A 24,944-nucleotide genomic window follows, 5' to 3' on the forward strand; every position below is an offset into this window, starting at 1 on the left:
CAAAACAATAAAATCAGCTATTCAATCATTACAATCAGGCGAGCAGCCGTTAATACATAGTGACCGAGGTTTTCAATATACATCGAAGGATTTTAAGCGTATTGTGGAAACAGCCGATATGACACAAAGTATGACGCGGGTTGGTCGATGTAGTGATAACGGACCAATTGAATCATTTTGGGGCACACTGAAGTGTGAGAAGTATTATTTATATAAGTACGATACATATGGAGAGTTAGAACAAGCGATAAATGACTATATTCATTTTTATAATCACTATCGCTACCAGAAATGATTAAACAGCTTGAGTCCTTTTGAATTCAGAGTTCAAGCCGCTTAATACATTTTTTATTATTTCCACTGTCTACTTGACGGGGTGCAGTTCAATCTACCCACCTATAATAAACAAATTTTAAATCTTGTCCGTTCATCTCAAATTCTTCATCACTTGTGCCGATGTATTTAAATCCATTTTTCTCTAATATTTTTTGTGAAGCTATATTGTTAGTCGTCGTTTTCGCTTCAATTTGCTTGATTCCTAGATTACTCATCTCTGCTAATAATAATTTTAATGCTTTGTTAGCAATTCCTCTACCAATATGATCTCCATCAACTCTATAACCAATATGACCTAGCTCTTGATTTTTATCAATATCGACCAAATTTATTCTCCCAACAATTAGCCCATTTTCATTTTTTATTAAATAGAAATAGGATAACTTTTGAACTTGCTCTTCTAATAAGATCTCATTTTTCACTTTAAAAGTTTCAAAATGATAATATTCATTGCCGCGACTAGGTACCATTTTTTCAAAATACGCCCTATTCTTAAGCTCAAATTCATACAAATCTTCAATATCAACATATTCTAATTTTTTTATTGTAATATTCATAAAGTCTCCCAATTTTCGACAGATTAAATTTCAAAATTTTTCTTTTATCAAGAAGCTATCTAATAGTATTTGTTATATCATACTAAAAAACCGTAAATAATGTAATATATTACCGATTAGATTATTGAATTTGTATTCTTGAACAAAGTAGAACTAATCTCAGTTATTTAAAAAATTCTTCTATAAGAAAACTTCATGAGCTGGATCTTACACAAGATTTTGTAGATTATAGGTGCTGTTTCAACATACATAGTGACAGTGACAATAAGGAAGATTTCTTGTTGAAAAACGATTCTCTACTTTCCACCTTTTAATACTCTAAACTCTATTTAGTCAAAATCCTTCCACATATAATCGATTGATAAAATACCTATATGCTTTTCGAATGTAGAAGTTTTCATCGTTTTGGTGGCTACTACTGGATTTCGAAAACAAACTAGCTCTTGGTAATAACCAAACATACGGCAAATTTCTGGCCTTGCTGAATGGATACCACACCGATCTTTTTGCATATCATAAAAAATACATGTCCCAACGAATCTTTGTTGATTTTTAAGTTCTATACGTAATTTGGTGGGCATTGATTTGAGCCTCTTTTTTATATTCTTCAGTTCATTTTCCGTGATTGGAACTGGGCCACAGCACAGTCCCTTACATCCTTCACATGGTAATTTCCCCATCCTTGATACCCCTTTCTCTGCACAACAAAAAAAGCCTCGCATAAAATGCGGGCTTTGGGTGTGTTTGCAAATGTTACTACTATTATACCATAAATTACAAGCCTAAAACATACTGTGCTAAAACACTTTGTACTTTATAAATATTGGTTGCCTTATTGAAGTTTTTTTGAATTGGTATTTGACTACCAGACACCCATATTTTTAGCTCTGCATCCAAATCAAATGTCCCAGCTGTTTCCACTGAAAAATGCACGATATTTTTATAGGGAATGGAATGATATTCGATTTTCTTGCCCGTGACGCCTTGCTTATCGATGAGGATTAATCTTTTATCTGTAAAAATAAAAATATCTCTTATAATTTTATAGGCATTTTTGATCGTTTCATGAGGAATTAATAAATCATTTACCTCAGCTTGTAATTTTTCTAAATTCACTTCACTTGCATTACCGATTAACCCATCAAATAAGCCCATCTTCTATCCCCTTTCAGTTCTGTTTATTTTTAATATATTACGAAGAAGGCACTGCTACGACACAAGATTATGGTATTATTTAGCATGTAAGGAGGGGTTCCATTGAGAAAATTAAGAATGGTTGTCATCGCTCTACTAGCCATTGTTCTTTCAGGCTGTATGGATGAAAAGCTACCAGACGGCGAACTTGCTAAAGTCAGCATTTCTAAAAGCACTGGATTTGGCAGTGTGAATACCCATTTTATAAAAGAATATGAGGATGAAGAATCTCTCGAAATTTTCCATGGTGCGATTACAACTGCTGTGAGAAATGAGGGAATTGTCGATATGGCTGCTCCAGAATTTGATTTACAAGTAGTGGATACAGCTGGAAACAAGCATGGCTATCATCTATGGTTAGGGCAAACAGGACAAAATAGCACTTTGATGGATGTGAAGGATACACATACAATTTATAGTATCTCCGAGGATTTTACCGACTCACTATCGTCATTGATCCGAGAATAAAAAACACTTTCCGTTCAAGCAAGGAAAGTGTTTTTTTCTAGCAATTAGTGCAATTGTGGGGATTTCCGTAGTTTTGTCGCTTGTTCGAATGAAAAGGCGAATTTTATTAAAGTTGCTTCACTGAACGCATTACCAGCAAACGAGATGCCAAAGGGTCGGCCACTTTCCATATAGCCTGCAGGTACAGCTATTGTTGGATAACCTGCTTTCGCGCTAATGGTAGAGCCTATATAGGAGGGGAAAACTATAGCATCAAGTTCATATTTTTTCAAGGTATAGTCAATCCCCTGGTCCTGTGAAAAATAAATATCTTCTAATTTGGCATGCAAATAGTCAGGATTTCTTAATGTATTGGGTATGTTCTGGCGCATCTCTAACTTATCTTGACCATATTTCAACGAGTTTACTTTTGTTTGCTGATTGAATTGAATTAATTCCTTCATTGAATGTACAGGAAAATGCGCAGGTAAGTTTATTAGAAAATTATCCAAACTATGCTTTAATTCATGTAACAGCACACCCTTTTTCCACTCTCTATGAAATGAAGAGATGTCAATGTCCTCAATGACAACTGCACCTTGTTCTTGCATAACCTGAATTGCATGATGGAATAGAGCCGCATCATATTCACCAGAATCATAATATGCGTCGCTCCCTTGATTATAAACACCAATTCTAGCACCTTTTAATCCAGTAACCTCTAGGAAACTTGTATAATCCTCACAACTTTTTCTTTCACTTTTATAAGTAGCGCTGTCTGCCTTATCTACACCTGTTAACGCACCTAATAATATGGCTGCATCTGTCACTGTTCGGGCAAATGGGCCTGCGGTATCTTGCGCGTAGGTAAACGGGATAATCCCCCGACGACTTATGAGCCCGACAGTTGGTTTTATACCAACAACTGAATTTTGAATAGCTGGGCTCAATATTGATGCGTCCGTCTCAGTTCCGATAGCAAGAACGGAAAAATTAGCAGCCACTGCAACAGCTGATCCAGTACTTGAGCCACCCACAAAAAGTGTTGGGTCTCCATAAGGATTTAGCGTTTGACCACCCCGTGAACTATAGCCAGCCCACATCGTACTGGACATGCTGTTTGCTAACTCGGTCATATTGGCTTTTCCTAAAATGATTGCTCCCGCTTCACGAAGTTTTTTTACTAAAAATGCATCTTCATTCGCAACAAAATTTTCTAATGCTATCGTCCCCGCACTGGTGTGCATATAATCTTTTGTCTCAATATTGTCTTTTAATACAATGGGAATACCATGAAGTAATCCCCTTGCACCTCTAGATTTTCTTTCTTCATCTAATGCTTCTGCTATAAATAACGCTTCAGGGTTTATTTCAAGCATCGCATTTATCATGGGTCCATCTTGATCATAACTGGCAATACGGTGTAAGTAATACATAATTAATTCCTTAGACGTGATTTCCCCCTGTTCCAGTGCTTTTTGAATATCATATATGGACATTTCTTCTCTTAAAAAACTATTAAATTTTATCACCATATAATCTCCTAGCCGTTTTCATACTATTATAACAATAATGCTAAAAAGAAGTGAATATGGTTTTTTTATACATTTCTTATGGCCTGAAACAGCATTTGTGCATAATTGTCGGTGAAAGTAAAGCTACTTTCCTTTTTAGGGCTTTCATCGACAATCTCACCAGCGTTCATGACATAAATGCGATCACACAAATATGAAACGACCTTTAAATCATGTGAGATAAATAAAATTGCCATGTCTCTTTCTTTATTTAGAGACATTAATAAATCAATAATTTCTCGTTGAATCAAGCGATCTAAACTCGAAACAATTTCATCACATACTAATAGTTGGGGTTCAACTAAAATGGATCTTAGTAAATTGACCCGTTGTCTCTCCCCTCCACTTAGCTCGGAAGGCAAGGCTTGTAAGATATCCGTTGGGAGCCTAACATTTTCAAGCATTGTCTGTAGATAGCTATCTGTCACTGGCTTTTGTGACTGTATTGGCTCTTGTAATAGTTCCTTGACTGTCCACACTGGGTTTAAGGCAGCCGTAGCATTTTGAAAAATGATTTGACAATTTTCATAAAAATGCGCGCGATTATGCCTAGCCATCAATTGATTGTCAAAGAACACTGCCCCTTTTTCAGGCGTTTCTAGCTGCATAATTACTTTGGCTAATGTACTTTTGCCACTGCCGCTTTCTCCAACGAGACCTACGATTTCACCTTTTCCCACTGTAAGGTTAATATTTTTTAATACTTGCTGTCGTGTTTGATAGCTTTTACTGACATGATCAACTTGAAGCAACAACATCAACGCCTCCTAAAAATGATTTGCTACAAGCCGCTTTGTGTATGGATGCTTGGGCTCTTTAAAGATTTCTGCCACTTGCCCAGCTTCTACAATTTCGCCATTTTTCATAACAATCATTGAATCAGCGATCGCAGCAACCCCTAAATCATGTGTAATCAAAATAATTGTCGCCCCTAGTCGAGCATGGAGATTTTTCAGCAATTTGATAAACTCCTGTTGATGGAGCATATCTAAGGCTGAGGTCGGTTCATCTGCCATCAAAACATCCGGCTCATTATAGAAGGCGCAGGCGAGCATACATCGTTGCAGCATCCCGCCAGAAAGCTCAAAGGGATAGCGATTTAACACATCCTCTGGTAAGTTTAAATCCTTTAATATAGCCGTGATTTTACCTAAAAACGCCTCTTCCTTCTGTCCTAGCCGCGAAGCTGTCAACCTATATAATTGCTGCTTGATTTTTAGAGTTGGAGAAAAACTATTCGTGGCATCTTGAAAAATGGTAAAGAAATGCTTTTTTCGTAGCCCTGCTCGCTCCTGTTCTGATAGCTCCATGAGATTTCTTTCATTAAAAAGAATCGATCCTTCCATAACTGCTTGGGCTGGAAGCATTCCTAGAAGGGCTGAAAGGGTTGTACTTTTACCACTCCCACTTTCGCCAATGACAGCGGTAATTTGACCCTTAGGCACAGTAAAAGACACATCATGAATGAGATATTTTCCGTTTAAATGAACAGCTACGTTTTCAATCTTAAATATGTGATCGCCCCCCTTGTTTGAAAGTACCTCCAATAACTTGCACGCATAAAATCGTTACAAAGATGAACAGCCCTGGAAAAAGTCCCATCCACCAAGCACCTACAAGTAAATCATTTTGCGCTGTATACAGCATTGTTCCCCAAGATGGGGTAGCTGGTGGGACACCAATTCCTAAAAAGCTTAAGGAAACCTCGGTAAAAATGGCACCAGCAAAATTAAAAATGGTCACCACAAAAATAGCAGGGATACAATTGCGCAATAAATGACCAAAGAGAATTTTCCACAAAGGTGTGCGGAACATTTTCGCCATTTGCACAAATTCTAGTTCCTTTAATCGGATAAACTCAGATCGTACGATACGAGCTGTGACAAACCATCCAGTAACACCCATAATCATCGCCATCCGCCAAACACTGCCCTGCATAATAGCTTGTAGAGCTAGGACGATGACTAATGAAGGAATCGTTAAGAATGCTTCGAGAATACGCATCATCACCGCATCAATGGCACCACCAAAATAACCACTTATGCCGCCATAAATGATGCCTATTATACTTGATAGTACAACCGAAATAATGGCAATGAATAGCGTCACCTTACCCCCAACCAGTAAGCGCGAAAGAACATCTCTACCTAGCTGATCAGTCCCTAATAAATGCGTGGCATTTGGCGCTTTATAAATTTGATTCATATCCATCGCATTTGGTTCAAAAGGGGCTAATAAAGAAGAGAATATAGTTGTAGTAAAAATGAGCGCTAAAAGTACTATCCAAAAGAGGGGGTACTTTCGCTGTGTTCTCATACAAATCCCCCTCTTCTTAGTCGAGGGTTAAGACAAATCATCAGGACATCAATTATGAATAAACAGATGACCACCACCACACCAATGATCAGAATGGCCCCCATCAAAACAGGGAAATCTTTGACCATGACGGATTTTACCAAAAGCTGTCCTAAGCCAGACCAACTAAATAATGTTTCAACAACGATGGAGCCACCGAAAAATGATGGAATGGTAACACCGACATAATTGATGTAGGGAATGACAGCATTTCGTAAAATCATACTTCGAATTTCCCTTTCTGAGACTCCATTAGCGCGTGCAACTTGTACATAGTAACTATGATTCTCCACTTTCACACTATCCTGCAAAAAACGGGCAAAGATGCCAACATGTGAAATAACAAGGACCGTTAATGGGAGTACCATATGGTATAAACGATCCACCAATCCCCCATCGCCCCGCACATCATTCATTCCTGATGACGGAAGCCAACCTAACGTTATAGAGAAGACCATGATAAATAATATGCCTAGCCAAAATGGTGGTATCGCTGAGCTAGCAATACTAAAGATAGAAAGTCCACGGTCCAATAATGAGCCCTCCTTCATGCCTGCTTGTAAGCCAAGCCAGATAGAGGTAATCGTTACTAGGAATAACGTCAGGACAATAAGCTGTAGCGTATTGGGTAAACGCTCAAGTAAAATCGTTGAAACAGGTCTTCCTTCCTTTGCTGAGTAGCCTAAATTCCCTTGCAGTGCTTCTCCTAGCCAAGTGCCGTATTGAAAGAGAACAGGTTTATCGAGTCCAAATGCTTGTTCAATACGTTCTTTTTCACCAGTCGTTAATGTTTGGGCATTGCCACCATAATAAGCTGTAGCTGGATTGCCAGGAGCGGCATGCATCATGAAAAAAGAGAGGAAGCTCACGATAATGAGGACAATTGTCCCCATTATCACTCGCTTCCCAAGCCATTTAGCGATCATTCCATTTCCACTCCTCGACATTCCATAAGAAGCCTGCCCCATGGTGACCTAAAATTCGCTCTTTGACACCGCTAATTTGTTTATTGATACCATACACAGCATCTACATAAGCAAAGTAGGCAAATGGTGGATCTTGAGCAAGCTCCTCCTGTAATGCCATATAGACTTTCTTGCGTTGTTCAGGATCAACCGTAGTACGTCCTTCCTCCAGCAAGGCATCTACTTTTTCATTGGTATAGCTGCCGTAATTATAACCAGCACTTGTAAGACTTGATTCTCCAGAATGGAATAGGCTATACGTATGATGATCCGCATCATACGGACTTCCCCAACCAACCATAAAGGCTTCTGTTTCTTCAATCACAATATTGCTCCAATCTAAGGCGGCAACTTTTACATCTGCCCCAACAGCTTTATAACTCTCTGCCACATAATTGGCCATATTGACACGCACTGTATCTGTAATTGGTGCCGTAATGGTAAACGCTAATTTTTGGCCATCCTTATAGCGGAAACCGTCATCCGCTAGTTGCCAGCCTGCTTGCTTTAGGAGCTCATTTGCTTTTTTAACATCATAAGTATAATGTTCGATTTCTTTATTAACAAAGCTATGTTTTTGTAGGGGCGAATAAGCTTCTATGCCGTAACCATGTAAAATGCCTTTTACAATGCCAGCACGGTCTGTTGCATAGCTGATAGCCTTTCGAATCGTAACATCCTTCCAAATAGGATACTTCATATTGAATAAAACACCGCGGTAATCAGCTGATTCAACCTCGTACATTTTTAAATGTGCTACTTGAGAAAGCTCCTCCACCTGATTTGGGTCAAGTAAGGCAATATCAACCTCGCCAGATTTTAGCTGTAAGGCACGTACATTGCTATCAGGGATAAATTTAAAAATGACTTTTTCAATCGAAGCCTTTGTGCCATAAAAAGTAGGAAAGGCTTTCAACGTCAGGCTTGTTCCTTTATCCCATTGTTCGAACATATAGGGACCTGCACCGATTGGGTGTTGGTTAAATGGAGCGGTTCTCATTTCCTGTCCCTTGAAGGCATGCTTGGGCAAAATAGGCACAGTTAATTTATCTAACATCGGCGTAAATGGTTCATCCAATTGGATGGTCATTGTTGTGTTGTCGATCTTTTTCATGGCCTTCACATGAATAAAATCAGATTTTAAATAGGAGCCATTTGCATCGTCAAGAATACTATCGATGGTAAAAATAATATCGTCCACTGTTAAAGCTTGACCATCATGAAATGTCACATTGTTATTGATCACTACCGTATAAGTCATCTGGTCATCTGATATTTCAACGCTTTTAGCAATATCATTAACAGGTACATTTGTTTCATCGAAACGCATCAGACCTCTAAATAAAAAGGCGTCTAAATTGGTTTCCTCCAAAAGTGGATTTAAACCTGCAAACTCAGACTCTGAAGCAAAAACAAGCTCATTTGCCTGAGAAGATGACGTAGCAGTTGACTGTTTCTCTTCGCCTTGACTAGACTCCTTGGTACAGCCTGCAAGACTAACTACTAGTATCATCAGAAGTATCAATATTGAAAACTTTTTCAATTTACTATCTCCTTTATCACAACAGCAATTACAGCAATGTTGTCATATGTTCAAACATACTGTTTATTTCTTTGTGAAGTGTTCGTTGCTCTTTGGCGAGCCATCTACAATGAATCGCCTGATCTGTTAGCTTTGTCACGCTTGCTTGTAGAGAATGCTCCTGTTGAATCATATCCTGTAAATCTCTAATGGCAAGATTTTTCACAAGTGGTGACACAATCCATAGGGAACCAATATAGAGGGCCTTCTCGAGCAAGCCAATTGCTGAAAAATTCATCTCCTGTGGCTTAAAATGGAGGGAATCAAATGCAATAAGATTGTCCTCTACATAAACCTTATATTTAGATTGGAAGGCTTGATAATCAAAGATCTCTCCTCGCTTTTCTCTACCTGGTGCAATAATTTCACCCCAAATCAATGTCGAGCTCTCTTTCATGCGAATCGTCGTATCAACTTGAAACTTTGCTCGTTCAAATGGGATGATCACTTCAGGGAGCCATTCCAACCGAGCCTTGTCAGCAATCTCAACCGTAATAGCCTGTGTACAATGCTCACCAGTGTGTGAAGGATAGATTTTCAAGGCTGATTGTTGCTTGAGTCTTACTTGGCTGTCTGGCGCTAGTTTGACAGAAATTTCATTGCGATCTCCCGCTACCATTCCACCAGAGGATTCCATCAAAAAAACTGTGGCAGTAGGATCACTGCCTTCATATAGTTCCCGGCTTGCCTTTAAGGGAGGCTGCTGGTACACATGAACAAGTCGTGTATAGCCCCTCCTAGGCTCAAAGGCCATTTCTAATTTGCCGAAATGATTCACTTTTTGTTGATTAAGCATGGTTGTCAACTGCTTCGGCACCTTCAAGTAGCATATGGTGTTGAATCCATTCAACCACCTTATCTACATTCGTTTGTGAACGAACATCTGCAAAAATGTATGGACGACCCCCACGCATTTTTTTCACATCTTGATCCATAAGCTCTAGATCCACCCCAACATGAGGTGCCAATGATGTTTTATTGATTAATAATAAATCCGAACGCGTCAGTGCTGGACCGCCTTTTCGCGGAATATCCTGTCCTTCTGCCACATCAATTACATAAATATAGCCATGCACGAGCTCAGGACTAAATGTCGCAGATAGGTTATCGCCACCACTTTCAATGAAAATAATATCTAAATCTTGGAAACGTTTATTTAAATCATCAATTGCTGCAAAATTCATCGATGCGTCCTCACGAATAGCAGTATGAGGGCAACCACCTGTTTCCACCCCAATAATTCGCTCTTCCTCTAAAACACCGTTTGTTATTAAATATTGGGCATCTTCCCTTGTGTAAATATCATTCGTGATAACCGCTACATTATAATGCTCGTGCATCACACGTGTTAATTGATCTACTAAAGATGTTTTCCCTGACCCTACTGGTCCGCCGACACCAATACGTATTGGTTTCATTTTTATCCTCTCTCTTTCTATGAAATAAATAATCTTGAATATAAAAACTCATGTTTCATGGATGCTAGTTCAATTCCTAATGCATTATTAGCTAAATCATCCATCGTTAACGACATCACTGTTTGCGCTGCTTCTTCTACTGAAATCAATAGCTCATTCAATGCTTGAACACCTGTATTTTGACCAAATGGTACTGCACGTACAGCATTTTGTACTAAGCCACTGATTGAAGCATACATAAAGGTCATAACTGTGTGAAATACATTGACACCTAACGCCTCACAATAGATGCCATAAAGGACAGCGTAATGCCCCTTCACTTCTTCACAGTCGATTTTCTCTTTCCATTGCAATAAGAAAGGACTTTCCATCAAAGGTGCCACTGTTCGCATAAATTGCTTCCCAACATTGACACTTGCCTCTTTGGATTCTTTGGCTAGCTTCATGGCTCCACAAAGTTCATCGAGCTCCGAGAGATGATCAACATCTCTTTCTTTTGCTGCATGGAACGCTTCTTGAATAATGATGGCATCCCCGTAAACTAAATTATGAAATAAATAAGCCTGACAAAATTCGATTAATTGGTCCTTTGTGCAAATAAGATCTTCCTGAATATACGTTTCCATACCATAGGAATGCGTATACGAACCAATTGGAAATGCGGAATCATGAATCTGCAATAGTTGCAGTATGGATAAGTTAGTGAGCGTGTCCACGGTATTTGAATGGCTGCTTGAAACGTCTTTCTGTAGTTTCATAGTGCACCCCTATTTCATCTAATAATGGATTTATCGTATGATCTGCTCGTACGATAATTTCATTGTTTTCAATTAGGCAAGGTGTATGGCGATTTCCTAATTCAAAAGCTGATTTTCCCATTTCCTGCATGTCTTTAGGCGTAATAACAATAACTGGTTCTAATTTAGTGCGGACCGCAATTCGACGGTGATCATCTTCCCATAATAAGTCGCCATACTTTAATGGTTCATCACCCTCTAAGCGTAAAGCAATATCTGTGCCTTGATCTGTTTCTGTGCGAAGAATTCGTTTGCTTAATTCCTCCCACTCTAGATCGATCCATTCTGTTGTCTTTTGTTGATGTTCTTCTTCGTGGGCAATGTTTCCCATAATTTTTTCAATTAACATATATTCAGCACCTCATCCTCTTTTTATTGGCTGTTACACTCACTTTGATTGCTTAGAATAAGAAATATCGTTGTGCCATTGGTAGTACGTCCACTGGCTCACATGTTGCTAATTCACCATCAATTTTTACTTCATATGTTTCTGGATTGACATCTATTTCCGGCGTCTCATTATTGAGCTTCATGTCAGCTTTACGAATATTTCGGCAATTCAAAACCGTTCCAATCATTCGTTTTAAGCCTAATTTATCTGGTAAGCCTTCTTCCACAGCGATTTTCGGTAAAAATGTCATCCCACAATTTTGCGGACCTTGTCCATAGAAGCCATATGTCTGACGACCTTTCATTGGCTGTGGTGTTGGAATAGATGCATTAGGATCACCTGTGATACCATAGACCGCAATTCCAGCCTTGATGACAACTTCCGCCTTTACACCAAAGAACGCTGGCTCCCATAAGACGATATCGGCTAATTTCCCTTCTTCAAGTGAACCAACCTCATGGCTAATCCCATGTGCAATTGCGGGGTTAATATTTAGCTTCGCCATATAGCGTTTAATGCGATAATTATCGTGATCCTTGCCCTCATCCTGTGGTAAAGGACCTCGCTGCTTTTTCATTTTGTCTGCTGTTTGGAACGTACGTATCGTTACTTCTCCAACACGACCCATCGCCTGCGAATCCGAAGACATGATACTCAAAATCCCTAAGTCCTGCATAATATCTTCTGCCGCAATCGTTTCAGGTCGAATACGGGAATCCGCAAAGGCCACATCTTCTGGGACATCATGCTTCAAGTGATGGCAGACCATCAACATATCTAAATGCTCATCAATCGTGTTCGTTGTAAATGGTTTCGTAGGATTCGTCGATGCTGGCAATATATTCGGTAAAGATGCCATCACTAACTGGTCTGGCGCGTGTCCTCCACCTGCACCTTCCGTATGGAAAATATGAATCACACGGCCATCAATGGCATTGATTGTATCTTCCACAAACCCTGCTTCATTTAATGTATCGGAGTGTAGGGCTACTTGAATATCGTATTCATCTGCAACGGTTAAGCTTTGATCGAGTGCGGCAGGTGTTGCCCCCCAGTCCTCATGAATTTTCAAACCAATGGCACCCGCACGAACTTGCTCAATAATTGGAGCTGGGTCGGATGCACTACCCTTGCCAAGCAAACCAACATTGATTGGGAAGCCTTCTACAGCCTGTAACATACGATGTAGATGCCATTCACCAGCAGTTAAGCTTGTCGCCTTCGAACCAGCTGCTGGCCCTGTTCCACCCCCAATAAATGTAGTTGTCCCTGCTAACAGGGCTGTTTCTACTTGATCGGGGCTGATGAAATGGATATGTGTGTCAATAGCGCCTGCCGTTGCAATGAGCCCTTCGCCTGCATAAACCTCTGTCCCCACACCGATAATCATGTCCTGATCAACACCGTCCATGCTATTCGGATTGCCTGCTTTGCCGATACCAATAATTCGACCATCTTTAATGCCAATATCAGCTTTAACAATACCTGTATAATCGATAATGATGACGTTCGTAATAACTGTATCTAGTACACCTTCATTACGTGTATTTTTACCGTTTTGTCCCATCGAGACACGCAATGATTTACCACCACCAAAGACACCTTCATCTCCGTATGATGTATAGTCCTTTTCGATTTCAATCCATAAGTCCGTATCTGCTAAACGAACTTTATCGCCAACAGTAGGACCAAACATTTTCGCGTAAGCTTCATGTGTTACCTTCATTTTTCTTCCGCTCCTTTAAAGCCACCTTCAATTGCCTTGTCTAAAATTTCATCTTTATGGTGGGTTGACCCTTCCGTTAACATATTTAGGCCAAAGACATGCTGTTTACCACCAAATTCGACAAGCTCTACTTCTTTTTCTTCTCCTGGTTCAAAGCGTACTGCTGTCCCGGATGGAATATTTAAATGCATACCGATTGCATCTTCTCGATTAAATTCTAGAAATCTATTCACTTCGATAAAATGAAAATGTGACCCTACTTGGATCGGGCGGTCACCTGTATTCGCTACCAGTGCCTTCTTAGTTACCCGGCCCACATTGATTTCAATGACACCATTTTTTGGTCGGATTTCTCCAGGAATCATCTGCTAACACTCCTTTACTGAATTGGACGGTGAACTGTGACAAGCTTTGTCCCATCTGGGAATGTACATTCAACTTGTACATCTGAAATCATGTCCCCGACACCTTCCATTACGTCTTCCGATGCGAGTACATGCTTGGCTTCACTCATTAGCTGTGCGACAGTTTTCCCGTCTCTAGCTCCCTCCATTATGAAACTACTAATCAGAGCAACAGCTTCTGGATAATTTAGCTTTAAGCCGCGAGCTTTTCTTTTCAGCGCAAGTTCTCCTGCCACATGGAGGAGTAGTTTTTCTTGTTCTACTGGTGATAGCTTCAAATCAATCTCTCACTTTCCTATATTCAGAATTATCTTTCAATAATATTTTTTGAAGCATTCTTCCTTTCAATTACATTAGTATTTTCATACCATTCAGTTTTTTTAAACATTAAATTGTTGTCTTACAAATTATGATTTCGCAAGGGATATGCGAAGAGAAATAGAAATGACTTGTTGACCCGGCGAATGCGGGTTGCAATAGTTGAAGTGAGTAATAGAGGTAACAGCTAGTCCATTATAAGAAACTACATTAAAAAATTCAACATTTTTATTTGTCTGTGAATTTACAAGTTTTATAAATAATTCATAAAAAAAGAGGCTTATTTTACAGAAAAATGATCATCTGTAAAAAAGCCTCTTTTCGTTTTGAGTATAGTGAAACTAAAATTATACTAAAAAACTTGTAAATTTATTTTACAAGGGTCATTATTTCAGGGCTATAAACCCTTGAAATTTTCCTTCTTTCATCTTAAACACCGAATTGATTTGTTAACTTTTGTAAATTATCAGCTTGCACACTTAAATCCTGTGTGACATGATTGACTGCTTGCATGGAGGCAGTTTGCTCATCCATTGAATGCAAAACGGACTCTGTGTAATTCGATAATCTGCCCATTCCATCCGCAATGGTTATCACAGTCGATGCCACTTCATTAGCGCTACTGGAAAGCTGCTCGGCTGTTGCGGAAATGTCTTCAAGCTGGTTATTCATGCGACTAACATGCTGCGAGATGTTCCCGAATGATTTTGTCGCCTCATCAATGACATAAACACCTTGCTGAACATTTTTCAAATCCTCTTCCACTGAAGATGCGACTTGTTTTGTATCATGTTCAATACCTACAACTAAGTCAACAATTTGCGTAGCAGAATGCTTCGACTGCTCAGCTAATTGGCGCACCTCTTCTGCAACAACCGCAAAGCCTTTCCCATGTTCTCCCGCACGTGCTGCTTCAATAGCAGCATTTAAAGCTAATAGATTGGTTTGATCTGTAATGGTTGTAATCATAGCTGTCATCGATTTAATATCTGACATTTTATTGGATAGCTGCTGCATAAGACCACTTGTTTTTTCTGTTGACGATGAAATAAATTGCATTTGTTCTTTCGCTACATTTAAAATCGTTGCCCCGTTTCCTGCAATTTCATTGGCATCTTTGGCATGACTAAAAACATCCTGTGTCGCGACCGTAATACGTTCGATTCCATCGACAGTTTCTTGCATGGCATGGGCACTATAAGTAGCCGATTGAGCAGCTTGTTTCAAGCCCTCTGATGTTTTTTCTATCTGCTGATCTACTTCTTCCACAGCTAGCGTAATTTCATTTGTACTTGCTGATAATTCTTCAATGCTAGCCGATAAATCCGTAGAGCTATTCGCAATTTTTTGTGTCATTGTTCGTAATTGATTCTTCATCTCTACAAAAGATTGTGCTAGCTGAGAAATTTCACTTTTGTCATGTACCTCAATGACAACTGTATCAAATTGGCCTGCGGTTATATCTTGTGCAGCCTCCGTTAATTGTTTGATAGGCTGTATTACCTTAAAATGGACATAGACCGTGTACGAAAGTGTAATGGCAATTCCCAAGACTGTTAAAACGGTTGCAAGCCATTCTAATGTGGTTACATTGGCCAAATCTAAATATAAAATAATAATCATTAAAACATTTAAAGCTGAAAAGCCAAGTAAACTCTTATTTCTTAAACTCATAGCAAATTCCCCCAACTAAAATATTACTTCCTTGCCATCATTATAGTTTAATAATCCTAAAAACCATAAGAAAATGCTCTGTTTTTATAAGAATAAAGGTCTAAAACCTATCTGAGCTTTCTATAAAAAAAGACTGTAGACACCACGAAGGCATATCTACAGTCCTCAATATTTATTTCAAATTCATGATACTAGAGCCAGCGATACCTGGATGTGTCATTTCATATGGATCTAAAATTAAGTCTAATTGTTCTTTTGTCAAGACACCAGCTTCAATACAAAGTTCACGAATTGAACGACCAGTTAGAATCGCTTCACGTGCAAGACGAGCAGCAACTTCATAGCCAATATGAGGGTTAACAGCCGTTAGTACCCCTACACTTTTCTCTACATATTCTTTCATGCGCTCTTCATTTGCTTCAATATCTTTTAAGCAGTTTTCTGTAAACGCACGGAAAACATTATTCATGATGCTAATGGATTGGATTAGGTTAAATACTAATACAGGCTCCATAACATTTAACTCTAATTGACCAGCTTCAGAAGCAAGAGAAATCGTATGATCATTACCAATTACTTGGAATGCAACTTGGTTCAGTACCTCTGGCATAACAGGGTTTACTTTACCTGGCATAATAGAAGAACCTGGTTGACGAGCTGGTAAAAGGATTTCTGCTAAGCCGGCACGTGGACCAGAAGCCATTAAACGTAAGTCATTGGCAATTTTCGACATATTAATCATACAAATTTTTAAAGCACCAGATACTTCTGTATAAGCATCTGTATTTTGTGTAGCATCTACTAAATGAGTCGCACCTTTTAATGGTAAACCAGAAATTTCTGCAAGATGCTCATCAACAGATTTAATGTAATCTGGGAAGGCATTTAAACCTGTCCCTACAGCAGTTGCACCCATATTTACGTCATATAAGTTTGGACGTGTTTGACGAATACGTACAATATCACGGTTGATCACACGGCAATAAGCCTCGAACTCTTGTCCTAAGCGAATTGGCACTGCATCCTGTAAATGCGTACGTCCCATTTTAATGACATGTGCAAATTGCTCTGCTTTTTGATGGAAAACTGATTGCATATAATCCATCGTTTCTAATAATTCATCTATTAAATTTAACACAGCGATGTGAATAGCTGTTGGGAAAGCATCATTTGTTGATTGTGACATATTTACATGACTGTTCGGACTAACTGTATGATAGTCACCTTTTTCTTTCCCTAAAATTTCTAGGGCGCGGTTGGCGATCACTTCATTCGCATTCATATTGATGGATGTTCCTGCCCCACCTTGGATTGGGTCTACAAGAAATTCTGCATCCCATTTGCCCTCAATCACTTCTTGTGCTGCTTCGACAATTGCCTCACCAATTTCTTTTGATAATAGGTGTACTTCCATATTACTTAAAGCAGCTGCTTTCTTCACAATCCCCATCGCTTTAATAAGTGAAGAGTGAATTGTGTAGCCTGTAATCGGGAAGTTTTCAGTAGCACGTAGCGTTTGAATCCCATAATACGCTTCCGCTGGTAATACGCGCTCACCTAAAAAATCTTTTTCTATACGTTGTGTTGACATCATTGTCGTCTCCTTTTATGTAATACTCACACTTGATAGTAGCTAATAAAAGTCGTATTGTAAACAGTCATTTTTCAGTAAACGAAAAAAAATCTTCAAAAAAGCAAAGAATCCGCTAAAAACCGAGCACATTTTATTAGTGGCCCAGCATTATTAGCCGTTAAATGATCTATTCAAAATATAAATGGAGCCTTCACCATTCGTATCGTATAAGGAATGTCTGCTGCTTACTCATATTCACAACGAATCACAACTGTCTGTCCAAGAAAAAAACCAATAGAAATTCCGACGAGGTCAATTCTATTGGTTCATTATTTCTTATTATTATTTAGTTGATGTCACAGTAAAACGGCTATTTTTATGTTGTGGATTTTCAAGTTCATCTAACACTGCCACTGCAAAATCTGCATAACTGACATAGCTTTCACCGGCTTCGTTAACCAATAAATGGTCTGCACCTGTTGTATAGTGACCTGTACGTGGACCTTCTGGATCGAAAAATGCAGATGGACTTAAAAATGTCCAATGGATAGCCGATTGTTGTAAATCCTGTAGATTTTGTCCTTGATTTTGCGCAGTTGCAAGGAACATGTCTGGGAAATCAGGTGTGTCCATAACACGTATTTGTTTTTCTGGATCCACAAAAAGACTTCCTGCCCCTCCCACGACAAATAATTTTGTATCAATACCATTGAAAATTCCAATTAAATGACGACCAGCTTTCACATGCAAGTCCTCCTGACCAGCTGGCGCGCCAAACGCATTCACCACTACATCGAAGCCTTTGATATCTTCTTGTGTTAAATCAAACACATCTTTTTCAATAACAGGAATAGCTGCTGTTACTTTCGCAGCGGAACGAGCGATGGCTGTTACCTCATGCCCACGTTGTACCGCTTCCCCTACAATTTTTTGTCCTGCTTTCCCTGTTGCACCAATGACAGCAATTTTCATTAAATGTTCCTCCTTCAAATATAGATGTAACCATTTTAGTTACAGGTTAGATACAGAAAGACCATCTTCGACTAAGTACGAAGTTGATCTAGCACATCCTGTAAAGTCTGTGCCTGTAGTTGCTCTTTCATTGCCTGCCAAATAGATGTATACACATCTTCCAATGTATGTTGGATTTCTCGCCCTACTGCACACGCTGGATTTGGCTCATCATGAATTGCAAAAAGCTGTTCTGGCCCATCGATTGCTTGATAAATCGCTAACAGTGTTAATTTCTTTGGCTCCACTAATAGCTCATACCCCGCAACCCCTGAATGTGATGACAATAAGCCTGCTTTTTTTAGAACACCAATCATACGTCTTACAACAACTGGATTTGTATTTACACTTCCAGCAATAAAGTCGGACGTAAGTAGGCTTTTATCAGATGTTGTAGCAATGAGCGAAAGAATATGGATCGCCACCGAAAATCGACTGTTCACCATATGTATCACCACCTGTTGTAACCATTATAGTTACAGGTGCATAAAAAAGCAAGTACATTGCCCTTTTACTACCTGTCTTTATATTTTCCGTTTCCTTCTTTCCTATACATCGCTTACAATTTTTTCACATAAATCACAAGTTCTTGACGGATTTGCCCATTGTCTTCATAAAAATCTAAATTATGAAATTCATACTTAAAATGACCTACTGGGAACGTCACACTTTCACCCTGTGCGGCTACAAGCATTCCTGCCACATCGTGAGTTACTATTTGTAATAATTCATCTCCAGAAAATGAATCTACAAAGATTACGTTCATAAAAAAACACCTCCTCAGCCATTATAGCTTAGAAGGCGCTTACATTTACAGTCTTTCTTTATAGCCTTTTACTCGGATTTCTTCAATCACTTGCATCATGTCGAGAATTTGTTGCCGGGATAACTTTGAGGTATTAGCGGTATGCGCCTGTTGCTCGGAAACAATTTTTCGTTCTAGATGATTGGACTGTTGCTCACTTTCCTCTGCTTGAAGTATCATTGTTTTCTTCACAACTTTCACCTCTACCATAAATTTGACAGACACTTCAGTTCCAAATTATGCTAACAATCCCACGATTACTATAATCAACTTTTCATCTTTCAGTCATCCAACGACTAGCCTATTTAGTAAAACATATATTTAGACCTATTTATAAGGCTTTAAAAAACAGCAACCAAAACGGCTGCTGCTAATGTTAGACGGCAATTGGAGCTTTAATTGCAGGATGTGGATCATACCCTTCGATTGATAAATCCTCAAGCTCGATATCAAAAATCGATGCTTTATCTGGATTGATGTGCAATGTCGGTAGGTCTTTTAGCTCTCGAGCTAACTGTTCTTTTACTTGCTTCACATGGTTCGCATAAATATGAGCATCCCCAATACTATGAATAAACTCGCCAACCTCTAATCCACACTCATGTGCAATCAGGTGTGTTAATAAAGCGTAAGAAGCTATATTAAACGGACAGCCCAATAATGTATCCAAGCTTCTTTGCATTAACTGACAGCTCAATTTGCCGTTGGACACATAAAATTGAAACATCACATGACAGGGCGGTAATGCGGCTTTACTGCCCTTCGCGCCTGCATTGATGACATCCTCAGGATTCCAAGCATTGACAATAATACGTCGTGAATCTGGGTTATGTTTAATTTGATGAATGACATCTTGTAACTGGTCGATCGTTTCCCCAGTAGAGGTTGTCCAATGACGCCATTGTTTGCCATAGACATTACCAAGATCTCCATATTTTTGCGCAAAGTCATCATCTGTTAAGACACGCTCACAAAATGAAGCTAGCTCTTTTTGATATAATTTATTAAACGCCTCATCCTCTAAACAACGTCGACCAAAATCCGTCATATCAGGCCCTGTATAGTCATCTGATTCTACCCATTTTTTAAATGCCCATTCATCCCAAATGTGATTATTATGTTGCAATAGATAACGTATATTTGTATCCCCTTTAATGAACCATAATAATTCGCTCGCGACAAGCTTAAAAGGTACGCGTTTTGTCGTTAAAAGAGGAAATCCTTTGCTTAAATCAAAACGCATTTGGTAGCCAAAGACGCTATATGTACCCGTCCCCGTACGATCCTCTTTTTTCGTGCCATTTTCTAATATATGTTGTAGTAAATTTAAGTACGCCATTTCTGGATGCGACATTTTTTCAACAGCTCCTTCCAGTTGCTGTTGACCATTATACCATTTCGTCACGTATTTTCGTACGAAGAAATTATTCCATTATCAACTCGAACGAGAGGAATTGTTAGTAAGCTCTTTCGAAATTTCACTCTCTGTTGTGACGAAAAAAGTAGGCAGCAAGATGATATTCAATAAAACTGGTCCAACAATGACTAATAAATCGATACCAGGACTAAAATAAAGACCGAATGCTGTGATCAAACCCGAAAGCACCAGAAAAATAATTTGTGCAACAATAATCATAATCGGCAAAGATTGATACATGTAATTGAATTTACGAAACTGATGCAAATTGTCGGGATTGTCGATGATTTTCCTTTTTAATCGTCTCGATAATATGAAACAAGCAAGCAATTGGACCCCAATAAAACTAAAATAAATAACCCCGTAAAGGAAGAATTGACTTTTCTGGATCGTACCATCAAAATGACCAACCCTTTGATTTAATAGATCATTGACGGCTCCATCATAGACATATTCACGCTCACTTAAAAAGGTAAAAGGCTCCATAAAGCCAAGCGCTGTCCAATCTTTTGTATTCACTGTCCAATTCGATAATTTACTCGCTAAAATGCGCAATTGAATAGGATCTTGCTCTCCAAACATCCCTACCAAAATACTATAAGGAATGGCCACTTTTAACTGTCCATTTTGCTTTTCTTGGAATAAGTCCTGAATGTAAAATGTATAGGATACATCCGTTTTATTTGTGTCATAACGGGCCTCTTCAATCTTCCAATGACTAGCAAGGGAAGTTTGAATACCATTTCTCATCTCCGTATATGGTATATCCTTATGTAATCGCTTTGGTATCTTATAAACAAAGTGGTTATCACTACCGATTAGGCAAATTTCAACCTCGACTTTATCTTGATCAACTGCATTGGCCTTTGTGGTCAATGGAGTGGTAATCAAGGCGATTAGGAAAAAAAGAATCAGTGTTAATAAGCTTTTTTTCATATAATAATCCCCCTTTTCGTCACAATATTAAACTTACCCTATCACAGCCATGTCCGAAAAAACTATTTCGTTATTCCGAAAAAACAATAGTGGTTTTCCGAAACCCTTCATTTCGGTATTCCAAATTTATCAATAATTAGCGATAATATATAGGAGATTATTATCATCTAACAAACTGAGGTTCCACAATGAAAAAATGGATTTATAGTATTTTTCTTACTTATTTAATTCTTGGTATCTATGTATTAACAATTGCCATAAAAACACCGTTTATTAGTCTCACCCTTGATACGACAAATGGTCAAGCTGTTATTATGGATAGCTATTACCCTTCCTGGGCTCAGCAAAAAAACGTTGAAAAAGGCGATATCGTCCTTTCCATTGATGGGCAACCAACCTGGGACAATCGCTCTGTGCAATTATTTTCACTTATTAGAAGTGCCAATCAGTTAACCATCCAAAAGTCTGATGGGACGATTCAAACTATAGACGTGAAGCATACAGATATGCCAGAAGAATTATATTTGCAAATTTTGTTCCCGATCTTTTATTTTCTCTTAGCTTTTGGTGTGGCCATGTATTTATGGCAACGTAACAAAGATAACCCTCCGACATTTTTATTGACCTTATTTTTATTAACTTGTTCCCTGGCTTATATCAGTATGGGGGCATCTGCCAGGGCCAATCTTATTGGGCAAGTTGTTATTGGTATATGCATTATTTTATGCATGGTGCTTTTCATTCATTTTTTACAGCACTTTTTCTGTTACCTACAAATCAATTGGGCTTATATTGACAGCAAGTGGCTTTATTTTTCACCACTTATCATCCCAGGTTGTTACTTACTAGAAGGTTTTGTACCTTCGTTCCGAGAGATTACGCCACTCTTAAACTTGAGTGTATTCGCGGTCCTTGTGCTATACGCTATTTATATTTTATTAACGAGTTATTTGCGCACCAAATTGGCTAAGATTCGGTTGATTGCCATTGCTTTTATCATTCCGTTTTTACCATTCCTAGTCTTTTTCGTCACGCCTGAAATTCTCGGTCATAAGCCGTTATTACACGCTGATATTGCCGCGTTATTTTTATTATTTATTCCTTTTTCATTTCTGTTCATCCAGGTTAATGAACGATTATTTGATATTGAATACCAATTATCACGGTTACGTTATTATTCAACATTGGCCTTTTTCAGTGCACTTCTACTGACGACAGGTATTGCCCTATTGTTTATCGGGCAATTATCCATAGTCCATGTCACAAGTATTTTTTTACTAGTTTTCATGGTGATGATGGCTAGTTTTTATATCAAGGAACGTATAGATTTTAAATATCGAAAAATTATTTTTTCTTCAACTGGAAATTATGTACATAATTTATATGCTGCGGTTCAACGTATGGGAAAAGCCAAAAATCAACAAGAATTACTGGATCGCTTTAAGTATGAAATCACTGAAAAGCTGGGCACGACAGCCTTTCACATCAGTACGGTTACCGAAGACACGCCCTCTTCCCTGCTCGGTAGCCACTACACACAATTGCTGTTACATGATGCTGGTGATGAAAAAATAATGTTAGAAATTAGGCATTCTCTACAAAAGGAAGAGCTACTTTGGTTAGAGCTACTCGCACTGTATGTTTCAATGTCTATCAATAATTTACAGCAAATTGAAGATTTAGTGCGTGAAGTTCAACATATGAAAAACACCAGTGATACACCGCTTCCTTGGCTTGATAAACTGCTATGGAATATTATTGAGAAAGAAAAGAGCATTTTAGCACAGGAATTACACGATACGATTTTGCAGGAGCAGCTACATTTAGCAAGAGAACTAGATGTCTTAGCTGGCACCCCTACTATTCAAAAGGAAACCATCCTGGATATTCGTGAACAGCTGTTGAATGCCACAAAGGACTTACGAGAATATTGTGAGAACTTAAGCCCACCGTTACTTGATACCTTTGGCTTACAAATGGCCTTAAAAAAATTGATTCAAAAGGTAAAAATACGGGCTGACTTTTTATTAAGTGCTCAAATTGAACGAGTAGAATTTCAGGATGTCACGCTCCATCTAGTTGTCTATCGCCTAGTACAGGAGCTATTAAATAATGCGATCAAGCATGCAGAAGCAACCGAGGTTTCACTGCAACTAAAAGCGATTCCTCAAGGTTTTATCCTTCAATATGATGATAATGGAGTAGGTTGTGATATCGAGGATTTAATTCAGTCCTCCGCTTCCATGGGCATTAATGGGATCCGTGAACGTGTTCGTGCTTTTAACGGGGACATCACCATACAATCTAGCGAAAATGAAGGCATGCATATTTTTATACAAATACATGAGGACGGGGATTCATATGATGAACATACTTATTATAGATGACCATCCTGTCGTTTTAGATGGTACGAAAACATTGTTACAAGATTTAGCCAATGTCCAAATTGAAACAGAACAGGATAGTGCAGCAGTTTTACCAAGAATGGATACAGAAGCCTTTCAGTTATTTCTGATTGACATTAATATGAAGCCAATTAATGGTATCCAACTAGCGGAAATGATCAAGAAGAAACAACCAGATGCCCTCATTATTCTTTATACAGGCTATGAGCTTTCCGATTATTATGAGCTGTTAATTGAGAAAAAGATTGATGGCTTATTATCAAAACTAGCAACGAAAGAGCAGGTCATCCAAACGATTCAAGCTGCCCTACGAGGCGAAATATTACTAGCAGCAGATTTCTTAGACTTTGTCCAACAACGGTCAAATCTGCCGAATGTCCAGCAAGAAGTGTTACTCAGCGATAAAGAACAGGAGATTTTACAACTTGTTGCTCAAGGCTGTACGAATAAAGCCATTGCCTCTGCTATCGGCGTCACACAACGCACCGTAGAGAACTATTTATCAAAACTGTTCGTTAAACTCAACGTAGAATCGCGTGCAGAAGCAGTAATAGTTGCGAAGGAAAAAGCATGGATTGACTAATACTAGAAGAACGTTTCATTTCATTACTAATAGATTACAAATGTAAATTTTTTCTTACTAAAAACGGAATATACTGGATATACAAACAATTCTGTACTATAATAAAGCTAATAATTACATTCCTTCATTGCTACGATTAAAAACGCGTATTCAAAGGTAATACGAGCTTTTGAATACGTTTTTTATATGTGATTGAAGAAATTGATTGTTGAATTTTTTTGGGAGGGTGTTTACATGACACAAGGGACAGTAAAATGGTTTAACGCAGAAAAAGGTTTTGGCTTCATCGCAGTTGAAGGTGGCAACGATGTATTCGTACATTTCTCAGCGATCCAATCAGATGGCTTCAAAACTTTAGACGAGGGCCAAAAAGTTGAATTCGGCGTAGAAGAAGGCAACCGCGGACCTCAAGCAACGAATGTAGTGAAACTATAATATTCACTTAACATAGACGAGCAAATGAAAAGAGACATCCA

General features: G+C 38.6%; 29 protein-coding genes. 5 read left to right on the top strand and 24 right to left on the bottom strand.

The genetic code is table 11. From position 1 onward, the window contains the following. Positions 1-295: integrase core domain-containing protein (locus tag AO843_RS16270; RefSeq protein WP_156313979.1), on the top strand; the 295-nt coding region annotated here is incomplete at its 5' end. An 88-nt stretch (positions 296-383) separates the two neighbouring features. Here the strand turns inward: AO843_RS16270 and AO843_RS16275 are convergent. From AO843_RS16275 to AO843_RS16285, 3 genes are all read right to left on the bottom strand, one after another. Continuing rightward, entirely contained in the window at positions 384-893 is a 510-nt protein-coding gene (locus AO843_RS16275; protein ID WP_054612146.1) for a GNAT family N-acetyltransferase, read from the bottom strand. A 329-nt stretch (positions 894-1,222) separates the two neighbouring features. Then, on the bottom strand, positions 1,223-1,573 hold the full coding sequence (locus AO843_RS16280) for a YkgJ family cysteine cluster protein (RefSeq protein WP_054612147.1): 351 nt from the start codon (positions 1,571-1,573) through the stop codon (positions 1,223-1,225). A 94-nt stretch (positions 1,574-1,667) separates the two neighbouring features. After that, positions 1,668-2,048 carry a PH domain-containing protein gene (locus AO843_RS16285; RefSeq protein WP_054612148.1) on the bottom strand — a complete coding sequence of 127 codons (381 nt, stop codon included), beginning with the start codon at positions 2,046-2,048 and terminating at the stop codon, positions 1,668-1,670. Between the two features lie 102 nt (positions 2,049-2,150). Here AO843_RS16285 and AO843_RS16290 point away from each other — a divergent pair, with 102 nt between their 5' ends. After that, a complete protein-coding gene (locus tag AO843_RS16290; protein WP_054612149.1) occupies positions 2,151-2,555 on the top strand; it encodes a YhfM domain-containing protein in 405 nt (134 codons plus the stop codon). A gap of 44 nt (positions 2,556-2,599) precedes the next feature. Here AO843_RS16290 and AO843_RS16295 read toward each other — a convergent pair whose 3' ends face one another. The 21 genes from AO843_RS16295 to AO843_RS16395 all read right to left on the bottom strand — a co-directional run bounded on the left by AO843_RS16295 (position 2,600) and on the right by AO843_RS16395 (position 21,480). Beyond that, positions 2,600-4,069: an amidase family protein gene (locus AO843_RS16295; RefSeq protein ID WP_054612150.1), complete on the bottom strand. Its 1,470-nt coding sequence runs from the start codon at positions 4,067-4,069 to the stop codon at positions 2,600-2,602. Between the two features lie 65 nt (positions 4,070-4,134). Further along, positions 4,135-4,863 carry an ABC transporter ATP-binding protein gene (locus AO843_RS16300; protein WP_054612222.1) on the bottom strand — a complete coding sequence of 243 codons (729 nt, stop codon included), beginning with the start codon at positions 4,861-4,863 and terminating at the stop codon, positions 4,135-4,137. Positions 4,864-4,875: 12 nt separating this feature from the next. Further along, positions 4,876-5,565, bottom strand: coding sequence for an ATP-binding cassette domain-containing protein (locus AO843_RS16305; protein ID WP_255350385.1), 690 nt, complete (start codon positions 5,563-5,565; stop codon positions 4,876-4,878). Between the two features lie 49 nt (positions 5,566-5,614). Beyond that, complete coding sequence (locus tag AO843_RS16310) at positions 5,615-6,424, bottom strand: ABC transporter permease (protein ID WP_054612151.1); 810 nt, start codon at positions 6,422-6,424, stop codon at positions 5,615-5,617. Beyond that, the gene (locus AO843_RS16315; RefSeq protein WP_054612152.1) at positions 6,421-7,389 is read right to left on the bottom strand and encodes an ABC transporter permease; all 969 of its coding nucleotides are present in this window, start codon (positions 7,387-7,389) and stop codon (positions 6,421-6,423) included. Before AO843_RS16315 ends, AO843_RS16310 begins: the two co-directional genes overlap by 4 nt. Further along, entirely contained in the window at positions 7,379-8,971 is a 1,593-nt protein-coding gene (locus AO843_RS16320; RefSeq protein ID WP_231630177.1) for an ABC transporter substrate-binding protein, read from the bottom strand. The genes AO843_RS16315 and AO843_RS16320 overlap by 11 nt, the downstream gene beginning before the upstream one ends. A gap of 28 nt (positions 8,972-8,999) precedes the next feature. Beyond that, positions 9,000-9,806 (bottom strand): urease accessory protein UreD, encoded by an 807-nt coding sequence (locus AO843_RS16325; protein WP_054612225.1) that lies wholly within the window; start codon positions 9,804-9,806, stop codon positions 9,000-9,002. After that, complete coding sequence (ureG, locus tag AO843_RS16330; protein ID WP_054612153.1) at positions 9,799-10,428, bottom strand: urease accessory protein UreG; 630 nt, start codon at positions 10,426-10,428, stop codon at positions 9,799-9,801. The genes AO843_RS16325 and ureG overlap by 8 nt, the downstream gene beginning before the upstream one ends. 17 nt (positions 10,429-10,445) lie before the next feature. Next, positions 10,446-11,186: an urease accessory protein UreF gene (locus AO843_RS16335; RefSeq protein WP_231630178.1), complete on the bottom strand. Its 741-nt coding sequence runs from the start codon at positions 11,184-11,186 to the stop codon at positions 10,446-10,448. Beyond that, on the bottom strand, positions 11,128-11,574 hold the full coding sequence (locus AO843_RS16340) for an urease accessory protein UreE (RefSeq protein ID WP_054612155.1): 447 nt from the start codon (positions 11,572-11,574) through the stop codon (positions 11,128-11,130). The genes AO843_RS16335 and AO843_RS16340 overlap by 59 nt, the downstream gene beginning before the upstream one ends. A gap of 52 nt (positions 11,575-11,626) precedes the next feature. Beyond that, a complete protein-coding gene (ureC, locus tag AO843_RS16345) occupies positions 11,627-13,342 on the bottom strand; it encodes an urease subunit alpha (protein ID WP_054612156.1) in 1,716 nt (571 codons plus the stop codon). Beyond that, positions 13,339-13,707, bottom strand: a complete 369-nt coding sequence (locus AO843_RS16350; protein ID WP_054612157.1) for an urease subunit beta — start codon at positions 13,705-13,707, stop codon at positions 13,339-13,341. Before AO843_RS16350 ends, ureC begins: the two co-directional genes overlap by 4 nt. 14 nt (positions 13,708-13,721) lie before the next feature. Continuing rightward, the gene (ureA, locus tag AO843_RS16355; protein ID WP_054612158.1) at positions 13,722-14,024 is read right to left on the bottom strand and encodes an urease subunit gamma; all 303 of its coding nucleotides are present in this window, start codon (positions 14,022-14,024) and stop codon (positions 13,722-13,724) included. Between the two features lie 469 nt (positions 14,025-14,493). Beyond that, positions 14,494-15,738: a methyl-accepting chemotaxis protein gene (locus AO843_RS16360; protein WP_054612159.1), complete on the bottom strand. Its 1,245-nt coding sequence runs from the start codon at positions 15,736-15,738 to the stop codon at positions 14,494-14,496. Positions 15,739-15,910: 172 nt separating this feature from the next. Next, positions 15,911-17,329 (bottom strand): aspartate ammonia-lyase, encoded by a 1,419-nt coding sequence (gene aspA / locus AO843_RS16365; RefSeq protein WP_054612160.1) that lies wholly within the window; start codon positions 17,327-17,329, stop codon positions 15,911-15,913. A gap of 324 nt (positions 17,330-17,653) precedes the next feature. Then, entirely contained in the window at positions 17,654-18,283 is a 630-nt protein-coding gene (locus AO843_RS16370) for an NAD(P)-dependent oxidoreductase (RefSeq protein WP_054612161.1), read from the bottom strand. 71 nt (positions 18,284-18,354) lie between these two features. Further along, positions 18,355-18,768 (bottom strand): Rrf2 family transcriptional regulator, encoded by a 414-nt coding sequence (locus tag AO843_RS16375; protein WP_054612162.1) that lies wholly within the window; start codon positions 18,766-18,768, stop codon positions 18,355-18,357. A 113-nt stretch (positions 18,769-18,881) separates the two neighbouring features. Beyond that, positions 18,882-19,088: a hypothetical protein gene (locus AO843_RS16380; protein WP_054612163.1), complete on the bottom strand. Its 207-nt coding sequence runs from the start codon at positions 19,086-19,088 to the stop codon at positions 18,882-18,884. Between the two features lie 45 nt (positions 19,089-19,133). Further along, the gene (locus AO843_RS16385; protein ID WP_231630179.1) at positions 19,134-19,319 is read right to left on the bottom strand and encodes a hypothetical protein; all 186 of its coding nucleotides are present in this window, start codon (positions 19,317-19,319) and stop codon (positions 19,134-19,136) included. Between the two features lie 184 nt (positions 19,320-19,503). After that, on the bottom strand, positions 19,504-20,481 hold the full coding sequence (locus AO843_RS16390; RefSeq protein ID WP_054612165.1) for a thymidylate synthase: 978 nt from the start codon (positions 20,479-20,481) through the stop codon (positions 19,504-19,506). Positions 20,482-20,562: 81 nt separating this feature from the next. Continuing rightward, positions 20,563-21,480 carry a hypothetical protein gene (locus AO843_RS16395; RefSeq protein ID WP_054612166.1) on the bottom strand — a complete coding sequence of 306 codons (918 nt, stop codon included), beginning with the start codon at positions 21,478-21,480 and terminating at the stop codon, positions 20,563-20,565. 188 nt (positions 21,481-21,668) lie between these two features. On the opposite strand from AO843_RS16395, the gene AO843_RS16400 reads away from it, so the two are divergent. The 3 genes from AO843_RS16400 (at position 21,669) to AO843_RS16410 (ending at position 24,903) form a co-directional block, all read left to right on the top strand. Beyond that, positions 21,669-23,867, top strand: a complete 2,199-nt coding sequence (locus AO843_RS16400; RefSeq protein ID WP_054612167.1) for an ATP-binding protein — start codon at positions 21,669-21,671, stop codon at positions 23,865-23,867. Next, positions 23,842-24,468 (top strand): response regulator transcription factor, encoded by a 627-nt coding sequence (locus AO843_RS16405; RefSeq protein ID WP_054612168.1) that lies wholly within the window; start codon positions 23,842-23,844, stop codon positions 24,466-24,468. The genes AO843_RS16400 and AO843_RS16405 overlap by 26 nt, the downstream gene beginning before the upstream one ends. Before the next feature lie 234 nt (positions 24,469-24,702). Continuing rightward, on the top strand, positions 24,703-24,903 hold the full coding sequence (locus AO843_RS16410) for a cold-shock protein (protein WP_054612169.1): 201 nt from the start codon (positions 24,703-24,705) through the stop codon (positions 24,901-24,903). Positions 24,904-24,944 lie beyond the last annotated feature (41 nt).

Source organism: Lysinibacillus sp. ZYM-1 (assembly GCF_001308875.1).
Lineage (GTDB): Bacteria > Bacillota > Bacilli > Bacillales_A > Planococcaceae > Lysinibacillus.

Bases quoted from the DNA above. Each gene is read 5' to 3' on its own strand.
- AO843_RS16315 (WP_054612152.1), bottom strand. From the start codon at position 7,389: ATGATCGCTAAATGGCTTGGGAAGCGAGTGATAATGGGGACAATTGTC.
- AO843_RS16325 (WP_054612225.1), bottom strand. From the start codon at position 9,806: ATGCTTAATCAACAAAAAGTGAATCATTTCGGCAAATTAGAAATGGCC.
- AO843_RS16360 (WP_054612159.1), bottom strand. From the start codon at position 15,738: ATGAGTTTAAGAAATAAGAGTTTACTTGGCTTTTCAGCTTTAAATGTT.
- AO843_RS16395 (WP_054612166.1), bottom strand. From the start codon at position 21,480: ATGAAAAAAAGCTTATTAACACTGATTCTTTTTTTCCTAATCGCCTTG.
- AO843_RS16285 (WP_054612148.1), bottom strand. From the start codon at position 2,048: ATGGGCTTATTTGATGGGTTAATCGGTAATGCAAGTGAAGTGAATTTA.
- AO843_RS16275 (WP_054612146.1), bottom strand. From the start codon at position 893: ATGAATATTACAATAAAAAAATTAGAATATGTTGATATTGAAGATTTG.
- ureC (WP_054612156.1), bottom strand. From the start codon at position 13,342: ATGAAGGTAACACATGAAGCTTACGCGAAAATGTTTGGTCCTACTGTT.
- AO843_RS16370 (WP_054612161.1), bottom strand. From the start codon at position 18,283: ATGAAAATTGCTGTCATTGGTGCAACAGGGAAAGCAGGACAAAAAATT.
- AO843_RS16400 (WP_054612167.1), top strand. From the start codon at position 21,669: ATGAAAAAATGGATTTATAGTATTTTTCTTACTTATTTAATTCTTGGT.
- AO843_RS16295 (WP_054612150.1), bottom strand. From the start codon at position 4,069: ATGGTGATAAAATTTAATAGTTTTTTAAGAGAAGAAATGTCCATATAT.
- AO843_RS16335 (WP_231630178.1), bottom strand. From the start codon at position 11,186: ATGAAACTACAGAAAGACGTTTCAAGCAGCCATTCAAATACCGTGGAC.
- AO843_RS16310 (WP_054612151.1), bottom strand. From the start codon at position 6,424: ATGAGAACACAGCGAAAGTACCCCCTCTTTTGGATAGTACTTTTAGCG.
- AO843_RS16410 (WP_054612169.1), top strand. From the start codon at position 24,703: ATGACACAAGGGACAGTAAAATGGTTTAACGCAGAAAAAGGTTTTGGC.
- AO843_RS16375 (WP_054612162.1), bottom strand. From the start codon at position 18,768: ATGGTGAACAGTCGATTTTCGGTGGCGATCCATATTCTTTCGCTCATT.
- AO843_RS16280 (WP_054612147.1), bottom strand. From the start codon at position 1,573: ATGGGGAAATTACCATGTGAAGGATGTAAGGGACTGTGCTGTGGCCCA.
- AO843_RS16405 (WP_054612168.1), top strand. From the start codon at position 23,842: ATGATGAACATACTTATTATAGATGACCATCCTGTCGTTTTAGATGGT.
- AO843_RS16350 (WP_054612157.1), bottom strand. From the start codon at position 13,707: ATGATTCCTGGAGAAATCCGACCAAAAAATGGTGTCATTGAAATCAAT.
- AO843_RS16340 (WP_054612155.1), bottom strand. From the start codon at position 11,574: ATGTTAATTGAAAAAATTATGGGAAACATTGCCCACGAAGAAGAACAT.
- AO843_RS16380 (WP_054612163.1), bottom strand. From the start codon at position 19,088: ATGAACGTAATCTTTGTAGATTCATTTTCTGGAGATGAATTATTACAA.
- ureG (WP_054612153.1), bottom strand. From the start codon at position 10,428: ATGAAACCAATACGTATTGGTGTCGGCGGACCAGTAGGGTCAGGGAAA.
- AO843_RS16390 (WP_054612165.1), bottom strand. From the start codon at position 20,481: ATGTCGCATCCAGAAATGGCGTACTTAAATTTACTACAACATATATTA.
- aspA (WP_054612160.1), bottom strand. From the start codon at position 17,329: ATGTCAACACAACGTATAGAAAAAGATTTTTTAGGTGAGCGCGTATTA.